This window comes from Pseudomonas putida, assembly GCF_001941965.1.
Classification (GTDB): domain Bacteria; phylum Pseudomonadota; class Gammaproteobacteria; order Pseudomonadales; family Pseudomonadaceae; genus Aquipseudomonas; species Aquipseudomonas putida_L.
On sequence record NZ_MKZO01000075.1, the window covers coordinates 135,290 to 148,652 of the forward strand.

At 63.3% G+C, this 13,363-nt stretch carries 12 protein-coding genes; 3 read left to right on the forward strand and 9 right to left on the reverse strand.

All coding sequences use genetic code 11. The features are described from left to right. Positions 1-62 precede the first annotated feature (62 nt). The gene (gene yejK / locus PSEMO_RS30835; protein ID WP_075806639.1) at positions 63-1,070 is read right to left on the reverse strand and encodes a nucleoid-associated protein YejK; all 1,008 of its coding nucleotides are present in this window, start codon (positions 1,068-1,070) and stop codon (positions 63-65) included. Positions 1,071-1,477: 407 nt separating this feature from the next. Here yejK and PSEMO_RS30840 point away from each other — a divergent pair, with 407 nt between their 5' ends. Further along, positions 1,478-1,759, forward strand: a complete 282-nt coding sequence (locus PSEMO_RS30840; RefSeq protein WP_009398256.1) for an HU family DNA-binding protein — start codon at positions 1,478-1,480, stop codon at positions 1,757-1,759. Positions 1,760-1,889: 130 nt separating this feature from the next. Here PSEMO_RS30840 and rlmF read toward each other — a convergent pair whose 3' ends face one another. From rlmF to PSEMO_RS30865, 5 genes are all read right to left on the reverse strand, one after another. Beyond that, entirely contained in the window at positions 1,890-2,852 is a 963-nt protein-coding gene (rlmF, locus tag PSEMO_RS30845; RefSeq protein WP_075806640.1) for a 23S rRNA (adenine(1618)-N(6))-methyltransferase RlmF, read from the reverse strand. A 164-nt stretch (positions 2,853-3,016) separates the two neighbouring features. Beyond that, positions 3,017-5,863 carry a valine--tRNA ligase gene (locus PSEMO_RS30850; RefSeq protein WP_075806641.1) on the reverse strand — a complete coding sequence of 949 codons (2,847 nt, stop codon included), beginning with the start codon at positions 5,861-5,863 and terminating at the stop codon, positions 3,017-3,019. Positions 5,864-6,090: 227 nt separating this feature from the next. Then, positions 6,091-6,456, reverse strand: coding sequence for a DNA polymerase III subunit chi (locus PSEMO_RS30855; RefSeq protein WP_075806642.1), 366 nt, complete (start codon positions 6,454-6,456; stop codon positions 6,091-6,093). Between the two features lie 5 nt (positions 6,457-6,461). Then, positions 6,462-6,890, reverse strand: coding sequence for a DNA polymerase III subunit chi (locus PSEMO_RS30860; protein ID WP_075806643.1), 429 nt, complete (start codon positions 6,888-6,890; stop codon positions 6,462-6,464). Between the two features lie 42 nt (positions 6,891-6,932). Next, on the reverse strand, positions 6,933-8,426 hold the full coding sequence (locus PSEMO_RS30865) for a leucyl aminopeptidase (protein WP_075806644.1): 1,494 nt from the start codon (positions 8,424-8,426) through the stop codon (positions 6,933-6,935). Between the two features lie 301 nt (positions 8,427-8,727). Here PSEMO_RS30865 and lptF point away from each other — a divergent pair, with 301 nt between their 5' ends. Then, a complete protein-coding gene (lptF, locus tag PSEMO_RS30870; RefSeq protein WP_075806645.1) occupies positions 8,728-9,843 on the forward strand; it encodes an LPS export ABC transporter permease LptF in 1,116 nt (371 codons plus the stop codon). Continuing rightward, positions 9,836-10,897, forward strand: coding sequence for an LPS export ABC transporter permease LptG (gene lptG, locus PSEMO_RS30875; RefSeq protein WP_075806646.1), 1,062 nt, complete (start codon positions 9,836-9,838; stop codon positions 10,895-10,897). Before lptF ends, lptG begins: the two co-directional genes overlap by 8 nt. Positions 10,898-11,061: 164 nt before the next feature. Here the strand turns inward: lptG and PSEMO_RS30880 are convergent, their stop codons facing one another. The 3 genes from PSEMO_RS30880 to gcvT form a co-directional block, all read right to left on the reverse strand. Beyond that, positions 11,062-11,550 carry an RDD family protein gene (locus PSEMO_RS30880; protein WP_075806647.1) on the reverse strand — a complete coding sequence of 163 codons (489 nt, stop codon included), beginning with the start codon at positions 11,548-11,550 and terminating at the stop codon, positions 11,062-11,064. Between the two features lie 98 nt (positions 11,551-11,648). Continuing rightward, entirely contained in the window at positions 11,649-11,861 is a 213-nt protein-coding gene (locus PSEMO_RS30885; RefSeq protein WP_010220199.1) for a cold-shock protein, read from the reverse strand. Between the two features lie 356 nt (positions 11,862-12,217). Further along, the gene (gene gcvT / locus PSEMO_RS30890; protein WP_075806648.1) at positions 12,218-13,342 is read right to left on the reverse strand and encodes a glycine cleavage system aminomethyltransferase GcvT; all 1,125 of its coding nucleotides are present in this window, start codon (positions 13,340-13,342) and stop codon (positions 12,218-12,220) included. Positions 13,343-13,363 lie beyond the last annotated feature (21 nt).

The following is a 13,363-nucleotide window of genomic DNA, read 5'->3' on the forward strand; positions in this document are numbered from 1 at the left end:
TCAGGCTATACAGGCGGATCCGTCCATCGCTACTGACAAAAATATCAGTTCGGACCAGCGGCTCAGTCCTTGCGACGCTTCAACTGATCGGTCAACTGGGTCGGCAGGCCCTTGATGATCAGGGTCCCGGCTTCTTCGTCATACTCGATCTTCGAGCCCAGCAGATGGGCCTCGAAGCTGATCGACAGGCCTTCGGCGCGGCCGGTGAAGCGGCGGAATTGATTGAGGGTACGCTTGTCCGCCGGGATCTCCGGCGACAGGCCGTAGTCCTTGTTGCGGATATGGTCGTAGAAGGCTTTCGGCCGGTCTTCGTCGATCAGGCCGGAGAGTTCTTCGAGGGTCACCGGCTCGCCGGCGCGGGTCTGGCTGGTGGCGTAGTCGACCAGGGTCTGGGTCTTCTCGCGGGCGGCCTCCTCGGGCAGGTCCTCGCTCTCGACGAAGTCGCTGAAGGCCTTGAGCAGGGTGCGGGTCTCGCCCGGGCCGTCGACCCCTTCCTGGCAACCGATGAAGTCGCGGAAGTAGTCCGAGACCTTCTTGCCGTTCTTGCCCTTGATAAAGGAGATGTACTGCTTGGAGTTGGCGTTGTTGCGCCACTCGGAAATGTTGATCCGAGCCGCCAGGTGCAACTGGCTCAGGTCCAGGTGGCGCGACGGGGTCACATCCAGCTCGGCGTTCACCGCCACGCCTTCGCTGTGGTGCAGGAGGGCGATGGCCAGGTAGTCGGTCATGCCTTGCTGGTAGTGGGCGAACAGCACGTGGCCGCCGACCGACAGGTTCGACTCTTCCATCAGCTTCTGCAGATGTTCCACCGCGATGCGGCTGAATTCGGTGAAGGTCTTTTCGCTGTCCAGGTATTCCTTCAGCCAGCCGCTGAACGGATGGGCGCCGGACTCGGCGTGGAACAGGCCCCAGGCTTTGCCCTGCTTGGCGTTGTAGCTGTCGTTCAGGTCGGCGAGGAGGTTCTCGATAGCCGTCGACTCGGCCAGTTCGGAATCGCGCGCATGCAGCACCGCAGGGCTGCCATCGGGTTTCTTGTCGATCAGGTGGACGATGCAATGACGGATCGGCATGGAATTCTCGGCTCGGTGAGGGCGCGGCGCGGGGCCGGGCAAAGTTGCCAAGTGTAACCCAGCTGCAGGGCCGGGCGCTGTTCTGCGGCCGACCTTGGCGAGCCAGGTTCGTTTTTCGTTCTGTTTTTTGCGATATTTTGTGTAAACCCCCGAAAAACCAGCACTTTTGCCGTGGGCGAAGCGGATATTTATCTATTCCTGTGGTAGTTTTGCCCGGTCTTGCGCCCCCCTTAAGGCGCATAGCTGGCAGACCGTTGGCGTCACGTCGAACCAATCGCATTTTTATGTATCTACATACGCGATTGGCAAATGGAAGTACCCCGGCCGCCCGCACGACGGAGCCGGAACCGATGGCTGACGCGGCACTCTGCAAACTCACTGAATTTGATTAGGGAAGGAACACCACCATGGCATTGACCAAAGACCAACTGATCGCCGATATCGCTGAAGCTATCGACGCGCCAAAAACCACCGCGCGTAACGCACTGGAGCAACTGGGCCAGATCGTTGCTGATCAACTGGAAAACGGCAGCGAAATCACCCTGCCAGGCATTGGCAAGCTGAAAATCACCGAGCGTCCTGCCCGTACCGGCCGCAACCCTTCGACTGGCGCTGCCATCGAAATCGCTGCCAAGAAAGTCGTCAAGTTCGTGCCAGCCAAAGTGCTGACCGACGCTGTTAACAAGTAATTGTAAGCAGCAATAAAAAACCGCATCCGGCGCGAGCCTGATGCGGTTTTTCTTTTTTTTGAGCTTTAAGTTTCAAGCGGCAAGTCATAAGTAAAAGCGACGCGGTGCGCTTTTACTTGCGGCTTGCAGCTTAAGGCTTGTGGCTGGAAGTCCAGCGTTGCTGGCGCCACAGCTGGCGAGCGCTGGCGTCCTGGAAGGTCCAGGCCACCAGGCGGCTCTGTTTCTGTCCCTGGCCCATTTCCATCACCCGCTGTTCCACGGCGCCGGCTTTCTTCAGCGCGGCTTCGATGCCGGGCAGGTTCGAAGCCTTCGACACCAGGCTGCTGAACCACAGCACCTGCTGGCCCAGGGCCTTGCTCTCCTGCACCAGTTGGGTGACGAAACGAATCTCGCCGCCCTCGCACCACAGCTCATTGTTCTGCCCGCCAAAGTTCAGCACCGGCAGCTTGCGCTTGGGATCGGCCTTGCCCAGGGCTCGCCATTTACGCTGGCTGCCGCGGGTGGCTTCCTCGCGGGAGGCGTGGAAGGGCGGGTTGCACAGGGTCAGGTCGAAGCGTTCCTCGGCGGCCAGCAGGCCGGTGAGGATGTGCTTGCGATTGCCCTGCTGGCGCAGGCTGATGAACTTGTCGAGGCGGTTGGCCTGGACGATGGCGCTGGCCGCCGCCAGGGCCACCGGGTCGATGTCCGAGCCGCTGAAGCGCCAGCGGTAATCGGCATTGCCCAGCAGCGGGTAGATGCAGTTGGCGCCGACGCCGATGTCCAGCGCCTGGACCTGCGCACCATGAGGGATCTCCCCGGCGTTCTCCTCGGCCAGCAGATCGGCCAGGGCGTGCAGGTAGTCGGCACGGCCCGGAATCGGCGGACACAGGTAATCGGCAGGAATATCCCAGAACTGGATGCTGTACTGGGCCTTGAGCAGCGCCCGGTTGAACACCCGCACCGCCTCCGGGTCGGCGAAGTCGATGCTTGGCTTGCCGTAGGGATTGGTGATGGTGAAGCGCGCCAGTTCCGGGCTGCTCTTGATCAGCTGGGGGAAGTCGTAGCGGCCTTGATGGCGGTTACGGGGGTGCAGGGTGGGTTTGTTCATGGTCATGAATACAAAAGCGGGCCAGGCCCGCTCTCAAGGATTACCGCATGATTTGTTGGCTTGCCGCAGACCTGTGGGAGCTGGCTTGCCAGCGATTGCGATGTTGAATTCACTATCGTCATCGCTGGCAAGCCAGCTCCCACAGGGTTCGCGTCGCTGTCAGCCTTTATTTAAAGGGCCGCGATCCGCGCGTGCTGCTCGGTGAAGTTGGCCAATGCCTGCTCGGCCTCGGCCAGCTTGGCGCGCTCCTTGTCGATCACCGCAGGCGGTGCCTTGTCGACGAAGGCGGCGTTGGACAGCTTGCCGCCTACACGCTGGACTTCGCCTTGCAGACGCTGGATTTCCTTGTTCAGGCGCGCCAGTTCCGCATCCTTGTCGATCAGGCCGGCCATCGGCACCAGCACTTGCAGGTCACCGACCAGCGCGGTAGCGCTCAGCGGTGCTTCGTCCTGCTCGCCGAGCACGGTGAACGACTCGATCTTCGCCAGCTTCTTCAGCAGCGCTTCGTTCTCGACGAGGCGACGCTGGTCGTCGGCACTGGCGTTCTTCAGGAACAGTTGCAGCGGCTTGCCCGGGCCGATGTTCATCTCGCCACGGATGTTGCGCACGCCGAGCATCAGCTCCTTGACCCACTCGATGTCGCTTTCGGCGGCGGCATCGATGCGGCTCTCGTTCGCTTCAGGCCATGGCTGCAGCATGATGGTCTTGCCGTCGATACCGGCCAGCGGCGCCAGGCGCTGCCAGATTTCCTCGGTGATGAACGGCATGAACGGATGCGCCAGGCGCAGGGCCACTTCCAGCACGCGCACCAGGGTGCGACGGGTGCCGCGGGCGCGCTCGACCGGGGCGTTCTCGTCCCACAGTACCGGCTTGGACAGCTCCAGGTACCAGTCGCAGTACTGGTTCCAGATGAACTCGTACAGCGCCTGGGCGGCCAGGTCGAAGCGGAACTGCTCCAGCTGGCGGGTCACTTCGGCTTCGGTACGCTGCAGTTGCGAGATGATCCAGCGGTCGGCCAGGGACAGCTCGTAGGCCTCGCCGTTCTGGCCGCAGTCCTCGCCCTTGTCCAGCACATAGCGGGCGGCGTTCCAGATCTTGTTGCAGAAGTTGCGGTAGCCCTCGACGCGGCCCATGTCGAACTTGATGTCGCGACCGGTGGATGCCAGCGAGCAGAAGGTGAAACGCAGGGCGTCGGTGCCGTAGCTGGCGATACCTTCGGGGAACTCGGCCTTGGTCTGCTTGGCGATCTTCTCGGCCAGCTTGGGCTGCATCATGCCGCTGGTGCGTTTTTCCAGCAGGGCATCGAGAGTGATGCCGTCGACGATGTCCAGCGGGTCAAGGACGTTGCCCTTGGACTTGGACATCTTCTGGCCCTGGCCATCGCGGACCAGGCCGTGGACGTAGACGGTCTTGAACGGTACCTGCGGGGTGCCGTCCTCGTTCTTCACCAGGTGCATGGTCAGCATGATCATCCGGGCGACCCAGAAGAAGATGATGTCGAAGCCGGTGACCAGCACGTCGGTGGAGTGGAAGGTCTTGAGGAATTCGGTCTGCTGCGGCCAGCCGAGGGTGGAGAAGGTCCACAGGCCGGAGCTGAACCAGGTGTCGAGCACGTCGTTGTCCTGGTTCAGGATCACGTCGGCGCCGAGGTTGTTCTTCGCCCGGACTTCTTCTTCGCTGCGGCCGACGTAGACCTTGCCGGAAGCGTCGTACCAGGCCGGGATGCGGTGCCCCCACCACAGCTGGCGGCTGATGCACCAGTCCTGGATATCGCGCATCCAGGAGAAGTACATGTTCTCGTACTGCTTCGGCACGAACTGGATGCGGCCATCTTCCACGGCAGCGATCGCAGGCTCGGCCAGCGGCTTGGTGGAGACGTACCACTGGTCGGTCAGCCAAGGCTCGATGACGGTGCCGGAGCGGTCGCCCTTCGGCACTTTCAGGGCGTGGTCGTCGACGCTGACCAGCAGGCCCAGGGCTTCGAAGTCGGCAACGATCTGCTTGCGCGCGACGAAGCGGTCGAGGCCGGCGTACTGGGCTGGCAGGCTGCCATCGATGGCTTCGTTGAGGCTGCCGTCGAGGTTGAACACCTGCGCGGTCGCGAGGACGGCGGCGTTCTTGTCGAAGATGTTCAGCAGCGGCAGGTTGTGGCGCTTGCCGACTTCGTAGTCGTTGAAATCGTGGGCCGGGGTGATCTTCACGCAGCCGGTGCCGAATTCAGGGTCGCAGTAGTCGTCGGCGATGATCGGGATGCGGCGGCCGATCAGCGGCAGCTCGACGAACTTGCCGATCAGCGCCTGGTAGCGCTCGTCGTTCGGGTTCACGGCCACGGCGGCGTCGCCGAGCATGGTTTCCGGACGGGTGGTGGCGACTACCAGGTAATCGTTGCCTTCAGCGGTTTTCGCGCCGTCGGCCAGCGGGTAGCGCAGGTTCCACAGGTGGCCCTTCTCGTCGTGGTTTTCCACTTCGAGGTCGGAGATCGCCGTGTGCAGCTTGGTGTCCCAGTTGACCAGGCGCTTGCCGCGGTAGATCAGGCCGTCTTCATGCAGGCGCACGAAGGCTTCCTTGACCGCTTCGGACAGGCCGTCGTCCATGGTGAAGCGCTCGCGGCTCCAGTCCACGGAGGAGCCCAGGCGGCGGATCTGGCGGCTGATGTTGCCACCGGACTGATCCTTCCACTCCCAGACCTTTTCCAGGAACTTCTCGCGGCCCAGGTCGTGACGGTTCTGGCCCTTGGCTTCGAGCTGACGCTCTACCAGCATCTGGGTGGCGATACCGGCGTGGTCGGTGCCCGGCTGCCACAGGGTGTTGCGCCCCTGCATGCGGCGGAAACGGATCAGGGCGTCCATGATCGCGTTGTTGAAGCCGTGGCCCATGTGCAGGCTGCCGGTCACGTTCGGCGGCGGGATCATGATGGTGTACGACTCACCCGCGCCTTGCGGGGCGAAGTAATTCTCGGACTCCCAGGTGTTGTACCAGGAGGTTTCGATGGCGTGCGGCTGGTAGGTCTTATCCATTGCGCGGGGGGACCCTATGGCATTTATTCGGGAAAGCCGGGAAGTATAACGGAGGCGGGGGGTTGAGGCGATAAGCAGGAAGGGGAAGGGCTGAGCGACGCTGATCCCTGTGGGAGCTGGCTTGCCAGCGATGAGGCCGGCAAGGGCAATGATGTTGCCAGGTCTGGCCAAATCGCTGGCAAGCCAGCTCCCACAGGGTTATGAGTCAACTGTGGGATTGGCGTACGTCAGGAAGACTGGTTGAGCAGGCGCTCGAGGCGCGCATCCAGGCGGCGCTTGATCTCGTTCTCGATATGCGGGGCGAAATCGTCGATCACGTCCTGCATGATCAACTGTGCGGCAGCACGCAGTTCTGCGTCCAGGTGCAGCAAGGTGTCCTGGCGGCGGGTCTGCGGATCGACTTCCTCCGCCGGCGCAGCAGCAGGCGCTGGCTTGGCCAACTCTTCGGCCGGCTCCAGCAGCAACGGGATCTGTTCTTCCACGGTGTCGGTCAGCAACGGCGGTTGCAGGGTTTCATCGCCGAGCAACTGGCGAATCGATTCCAGGTCGTCCAGCAGGTGGGCGGATTGAGGCAGGGGCGGGCGTTTGTCCATCGTCGTCAGAATCGCTGTAAGCGGTGATCTTGCAGAGCATAGCCCTGTTCGCGGTAGAAGCGGAAACTCTCTCGGGTGGCCTGGCGGATCGCCGGATCCTCCACCACGATCTCGGCGATACGGGCGAAGCGGCCGGCGAACGGCGGGACTTTCAGGTCGAGATTGACCAGCAGGTCCTGGTGCTCGCCGGCATCGTCGCCGATGCCCAGCGCCACCGCAGCCGTCGCATCTTCCTCGGCATGGCTGTGGGGCACGAAGGCCTCGCCCTTGAACGCCCAGAGGCGTGCATCCAGCTCGTCGCGCTGGGCGGTGTCGCTGCAATGGAGGTAGACCCGATGCCCCAGGCGCCAGGCCTTTTCGCAGAGCTTGCAGGCGAAATCCAGGCGCACGGCGGGTGAGGGACTGGGCAGGATATAAAAGTCGACTTTGCTCATGAGGCAGTCGCCGACCGGTCAGCGGACCGGTCGGCATCCGGGTCAGGCGCTGGCGCGGTCGAGCAGGTACTGGGTCAGCAGCGGGACCGGACGGCCAGTGGCGCCCTTGTCCTTGCCGCCGCTGACCCAGGCGGTGCCGGCGATGTCCAGGTGTGCCCAGTGGTAGGCCTTGGCGAAGCGCGAGAGGAAGCAGCCGGCGGTGATGGTGCCGGCCTTCGGCCCGCCGATGTTGGCGATGTCGGCGAACGGGCTGTCCAGTTGCTCCTGATACTCGTCGAACAGCGGCAGTTGCCAGGCGCGGTCGTCGGCACGCTTGCCGGCGCTGAGCAGTTGCTCGACCAGTTCGTCGTTGTTGCCCATCAGGCCCGATGTGTGGCTGCCCAGGGCGACGATGCAGGCGCCGGTCAGGGTGGCGATGTCGATCACCGCCTGCGGCTTGAAGCGCTCGGCGTAGGTCAGGGTGTCGCACAGCACCAAGCGGCCTTCGGCGTCGGTGTTGAGGATCTCCACGGTCTGCCCGCTCATGGTGGTGACGATGTCGCCCGGACGGGTGGCGCCGCCGCTCGGCATGTTCTCGGCGCAGGCCAGCAGGCACACCAGGTTGATCGGTAACTGCAGTTCGAGCACGGCGCGCAGGGTGCCGAACACGCTGGCGGCGCCGCACATGTCGTACTTCATCTCGTCCATGCCGGCGCCCGGCTTCAGGCTGATGCCGCCGGTGTCGAAGGTGATGCCCTTGCCCACCAGCACGAACGGCTTGTCGCTCTTCTTGCCGCCCTGGTAGTTCATCACGATCAGGCGTGGCGGCTGGTCGCTGCCCTGGCCGACGGCGTAGAAGGCGCCCATGCCGAGGTCCTTGATCTTCTTGTCGTCGAGGACTTCGACCTTGAGGCCCTTGAAGGCCTTGCCGAGGGTCTTCGCTTCTTCGGCGAGGAAGGTCGGGTGGCACAGGTTCGGCGGCAGGTTGCCCAGGTCACGGGTGAAACGCATGCCGTTGGTGATGGCCACGGCGTGCTTGACCGCGCGCTCGGTATCGGCCAGGCCGGCCTTGTCGGCGAGCAGGGTGATTTTCTTCAGGGCACGGGGTTCGGCCTTCTGGCTCTTGAAACGGTCGAAGACGTATTCGCCGTCGAGCAGGGTTTCCGCCAGCAGGCGGGCCTTGCCGTAGTGCGCATCGCGGCCACTGACGGCGATGTCTTCCAGGGCCAGCACCGCGTCGGCACCGTTCAGGCCCTTGAGCACGCCGAGGATGGCGTTGGCGACCTTGCGCCAGCTGCGATCACCCAGGCCCTCGTCCTTGCCGGTGCCGACCAGCAGCACGCGCTCGGCCTTGAGCCCGGCGATGCCTTGCAGCAGCAGGGTCTGGCCGACCTTGCCGGCGATGTCGCCGCGCTTGAGCACCGCGCTCAGGGCGCCCTTGCTGGCGTCATCGACGGCCTTGGCGCTGGCGCCCAGCTTGCGGCCTTCGCCGACGGGCAGGACCAGGGTGGCGGTTTTCAAGGATGCTGCGGCTACGCTTTTTACAACCAATTCCATGTCAGGGTCCCCGAATGAACTGTCAGTGCGCGGCTTGCCGTGGAAGTATCGTGGCGAGCGCTGGATGCGACCTGGCCGCCAGTGGCGGGCCAGACGGAAAGCCGCCAGTGTGAGCCCGGTGCGGCGCCGATGACAACCCCGTTTTCAAGCATTGCGCGGTGCCAAGTGACAGGCAGGGTCAATCACAGGATAATGCGCGCACTTCGAAGTCCGGGTGCATTGACGCACCGGCAACTATCTTGTTGGTTGCAACGTTTTCCTTGTTTGGCTGTCCGAGCCTGACAACCCAGGAGTGGCTGGTTTGATCGTCTTCCGTTATCTGTCCCGCGAGGTCCTGGTGACCTTGAGTGCCGTCAGCGCCGTGCTGCTGGTCATCATCATGAGCGGGCGCTTCATCAAATACCTGGCCCAGGCCGCGCAGGGCATGCTCGATCCGGGCGTGCTGTTCCTTATCATGGGCTATCGCCTGCCGGGCTTCCTGCAGCTGATCCTGCCGCTGGGCCTGTTCCTCGGGATCCTGCTGGCCTACGGGCGCCTGTACCTGGAAAGCGAGATGACCGTGCTTTCCGCGACCGGCATGAGCCAGCAACGCCTGCTGCGCATGACCATGGCCCCGGCGGCACTGGTGGCGCTGATCGTTGCCTGGCTGAGCCTGAGCCTGGCGCCCCAGGGCGTGGCGCAGGTTGCGCAGATCATCAACCAGCAGGACGCCATGACCGAGTTCGATACCCTGGTCCCGGGTCGTTTCCAGACCCTGCGCGATGGCACCCGGGTCACCTACACCGAGCAGCTGTCCGATGACCGTTCCGACCTGGCCGGGGTGTTCATTTCCGAGAAGCGCTTCTCCGGCGACAAGAGCAAGGATCGCGGGATCAGCGTGCTGGTCGCCGAGAAAGGCCGCCAGGAGGTCCAGGCCGACGGTAACCGCTACCTGATCCTGGAAAACGGCTACCGCTACGACGGCAACCCGGGCCAGGCCGACTACCGGGCGATCAAGTACGACACCTACGGCGTGCTGCTGCCCAAGCCGGAAGTCAGCCAGGACATCACCGAGCGCGAGGCCATCCCGACCTCCGAGCTGTTCAAGAGCGATGCCCCGCGCGAGCGGGCCGAGCTGGAGTGGCGCCTGTCGCTGCCGCTGCTGGTGTTCATCGTGACCCTGATGGCGGTGCCGCTGTCGCGGGTCAACCCGCGCCAGGGCCGCTTCCTCAAGCTGCTGCCGGCGATTCTTCTGTATATGGCCTACCTGACGATCCTGATTGCCGCCCGTGGCGCCCTGGAAAAGGGCAAGATCCCGCTTTCCGTGGGGCTGTGGCCGGTGCACCTGCTGTTCCTGCTGATCGGCCTCGGCCTGATGTACTGGGAGCCGCTGCGCCTGAAGATGCGCGCGCGCGCTGCGGAGGTGCCGCATGCGTAAGCTCGACGGTTACATCGGCAGCAGCGTGTTCCTGGCGATCCTCGCCGTGCTCGGGATCATCCTCGGCCTCGCCTCGCTGTTCGCCTTCATCGACGAAATGGGCGATATCAGCGACACCTACACCTTGTGGGATGCCAGCCAGTTCGTGCTGCTCACCGCGCCGCGCCGGCTCTACGACATGCTGCCGATGGCCGGCCTGATCGGTTGCCTGATCGGCCTTGGCAGCCTGGCCAGCAACAGCGAGCTGACCATCATGCGTGCCGCCGGCGTGTCCATTGGCCGGATCGTCTGGGCGGTGATGAAGCCGATGCTGGTCCTCATGCTCGCGGGCGTGCTGATCGGCGAGTACGTGGCCCCGGTCACCGAGAACAAGGCCCAGGCCGATCGTTCCCTGGCCCAGGGCGGTGGCGAGGCACAGACCTCCAAGCGTGGCCTGTGGCATCGCGAGGGCGAAGAGTTCGTACACATCAACACCGTGCAGCCCAATGGCCTGATGCTCGGTGTCACCCGCTACCGCTTCGATGCCGAGCGGCACATGCAGTCGTCCAGCTTCGCCCGTCGCGCGCAGTACCAGCAGGATCACTGGTTGCTCACCGACGTCACCACCACGCTGTTCCGTGGCGATCACACCGAAGTCGTGAAAACCCCGGAAGAGCGCTGGGACGTGGCACTGACCCCGCAACTGCTGAATACCGTGGTCATGGCGCCGGAATCGCTGTCGATCACCGGGCTGTGGGACTACATCCACTACCTGTCCGACCAGGGCCTGAACAACGACCGCTACTGGCTGGCGTTCTGGACCAAGGTCCTGCAGCCGCTGGTGACGGCGGCGCTGGTGCTGATGGCGATTTCCTTCATCTTCGGCCCGCTGCGCTCGGTGACCCTCGGCCAGCGGGTGTTCACCGGCGTGCTGGTGGGCTTCGTGTTCCGCATTGCCCAGGACCTGCTTGGGCCGTCCAGCCAGGTGTTCGGCTTCCCGCCGTTGCTGGCGGTGCTGTTGCCAGCGGCGATCTGTGCGCTGGCGGGGGTGTGGTTGTTGCGCAGGGCGGGTTGAACCGTTTCCTGTAGAGGTGAAAAAGCCGACCCTTTGAGGTCGGCTTTTTCATTTCTGTTGTCTGTGCGGGCCTCATCGCTGGCAAGCCAGCTCCCACAGGGTTTTGTAGCGCCGCGGACATTGTGGGAGCTGGCTTGCCAGCGATGAGGCCAGTGAGAACAACATCACTTCTTGCGCTTGGGAACCCGCACCAACTGCGTTTCCGAATACATGTCATGCCAACTGCGCTTCTGCTTGTCGAACAGCACCCAGAAGAAGCCCAGCCCCACGCACAGCCACGAGGCGATCGAGACGATGAAGCGCAGCAGCGCTTGCCACAGGCTGATCGCAGTGCCGTCGGGGTTCTGCACGCGGATGCCCCAGACCTGCATGCCCAGGGTCTGGCCACCATGGGTCCAGAACTTGGCGAAGAAGCCGAACAGGGCGAACAGCAGGATGGTCGAGAGCAAGGGATCGCCATCCAGTGCGCCGGCTTCGGTCATGGCGCGCATCTGCGTTTCACCGATGATCGCCATCTGGATCATCTTGTAGACCAGCGTGGTGACCATCAGCAATGCGGTGCACAGCAGGAAGTCATAGAACATCGCCGCGAAACGGCGGCCCAGTCCGGCAACCGGGAAGTCGCCCTGTGGCTGGAGCAGTGGTTTGGACATGCGAATGAAGCTCCTGGCGCAAAAGCCTGCATTCTACGGAATTGCGCGCAAAAAAAAGCCCCTGTGATCAACAGGGGCTTTTTTCGTATCGCGAAGACTTAGGCTTCAGCGATAACCTCATCAGCTTGCATGCCTTTCTGGCCTTGCACAGCGATGAAGGTCACTTTCTGGCCTTCTTTCAGGCTTTTGAAGCCGTTGCCCTGAATGGCGCGGAAGTGTACGAACAGATCCGGACCGCTCTCAGGAGTGATGAAACCGAAACCTTTCTCGTCGTTAAACCACTTGACGGTACCGCTCTGACGTTGAGACATGTCTTATTCCCTTTGAAACTCTGAATTGTGATTACAGTTTCTTTCATCGGTTTGTAATGAAAGAGCACTGGGCTGGGTTGCAGGAAAGTAAGAGACGTCGAACGGTTGTAGCGAATCTCAGCCTACTGTTCCAGGTCACTAACCACGCGACCCATGCAAACACAGTGCAATGACTCTACGCTAACTTCCGAGGGAAAAACAAGCCCTGGAGACCGCAGGTTTTAGGCTTTTTAGGCGGTTATCGGCAGTTCCTTAACGCCCTTTTTTCGGGCGTTGCGGCGCGTCATGTTCGAAAGTTTGCCGGTGCGTTCGAAATCGAATATCCCGAACGCATCATGACACCTGTTGTCCTCGGCTTAGCCTCGGTAGTAGCGCTGAGCCACGAACGGCATCCGGGCGACCTTCATCGCCACCCGCTTGCCGCGCACGATGGCCCAGACCGGGGTGTCCAGTGCTGCGTGAGCGCTATCCAGATAGCCCATGGCAACCGGTGCGCCCAGGGTCGGACCGAAGCCGCCGCTGCACACCTGGCCGATCACGGTGCCGGCCTCGTCGACGATCTCCGCGCCTTCACGCACCGGGGTGCGTTCCTGCGGCAGCAGGCCGACGCGCTTGCGGGCGACGCCGGACTGCTGCTGGGCGAAGACCTGCGCCGCACCCGGGAATCCACCGGCTCGGGCACCATCGGCACGCCGTGGCTTGGACACGGCCCAGAGCAGGCTGGCCTCGACCGGGGTGGTTTCGGTGTTCATGTCATGGCCATACAGGCACAGGCCGGCTTCCAGGCGCAGCGAGTCGCGGGCACCCAGGCCGATGGCGGCCACTTCCGGTTCTTCCAGCAGGCGCCGGGCCAGGGCTTCGGCCTTGTGTGCCGGCACGGAAATCTCGTAGCCGTCCTCGCCGGTGTAGCCGGAACGGCTGACATAGCAGTCTTCGCCCAGCAACTGCACCGGCGCGAACTGCATGAAGGTCATCTTCGCCACCTGCGGCGCCAGGCGCTCCAGCACCCTCACCGCCGCCGGGCCCTGCAGGGCGAGCAGGGCACGTTCCTCGAACAGCGGCTCGATCTCGCACTGTCCGCCGATATGCTGGCGCAGATGGGCCAGGTCCTGCTCCTTGCAGGCAGCGTTGACAACCAGGAACAACTCGCCGTCACCCAGGTTGGCGACCATCAGGTCATCGAGGATGCCGCCCTGTTCGTTGGTGAACATGGCGTAGCGCTGCATGCCCACCGGCAGGTCGATGATGTCCACCGGTACCAGGGTTTCCAGGGCCTTGGCCGCTTCGGCGCCGCGCAGGCGGATCTGGCCCATGTGCGAGACATCGAACAGGCCGGCCTGCTCACGGGTATGCAGGTGTTCCTTCATCACCCCCAGCGGGTACTGCACCGGCATGTCGTAGCCGGCGAACGGCACCATGCGCGCGCCCAGTTCCAGGTGCAGGGCATGCAGCGGGGTTTTCAGCAGTGTTTCGGTGGACATGTAGGACTCCTGGGTTGCAAA

Excerpts from the sequence above, each read along its gene's own strand:
- yejK (WP_075806639.1), bottom strand. The coding sequence starts at position 1,070 with ATGCCGATCCGTCATTGCATCGTCCACCTGATCGACAAGAAACCCGAT.
- PSEMO_RS30840 (WP_009398256.1), top strand. The coding sequence starts at position 1,478 with ATGGCATTGACCAAAGACCAACTGATCGCCGATATCGCTGAAGCTATC.
- rlmF (WP_075806640.1), bottom strand. The coding sequence starts at position 2,852 with ATGACCATGAACAAACCCACCCTGCACCCCCGTAACCGCCATCAAGGC.
- PSEMO_RS30850 (WP_075806641.1), bottom strand. The coding sequence starts at position 5,863 with ATGGATAAGACCTACCAGCCGCACGCCATCGAAACCTCCTGGTACAAC.
- PSEMO_RS30855 (WP_075806642.1), bottom strand. The coding sequence starts at position 6,456 with ATGGACAAACGCCCGCCCCTGCCTCAATCCGCCCACCTGCTGGACGAC.
- PSEMO_RS30860 (WP_075806643.1), bottom strand. The coding sequence starts at position 6,890 with ATGAGCAAAGTCGACTTTTATATCCTGCCCAGTCCCTCACCCGCCGTG.
- PSEMO_RS30865 (WP_075806644.1), bottom strand. The coding sequence starts at position 8,426 with ATGGAATTGGTTGTAAAAAGCGTAGCCGCAGCATCCTTGAAAACCGCC.
- lptG (WP_075806646.1), top strand. The coding sequence starts at position 9,836 with ATGCGTAAGCTCGACGGTTACATCGGCAGCAGCGTGTTCCTGGCGATC.
- PSEMO_RS30880 (WP_075806647.1), bottom strand. The coding sequence starts at position 11,550 with ATGTCCAAACCACTGCTCCAGCCACAGGGCGACTTCCCGGTTGCCGGA.
- PSEMO_RS30885 (WP_010220199.1), bottom strand. The coding sequence starts at position 11,861 with ATGTCTCAACGTCAGAGCGGTACCGTCAAGTGGTTTAACGACGAGAAA.
- gcvT (WP_075806648.1), bottom strand. The coding sequence starts at position 13,342 with ATGTCCACCGAAACACTGCTGAAAACCCCGCTGCATGCCCTGCACCTG.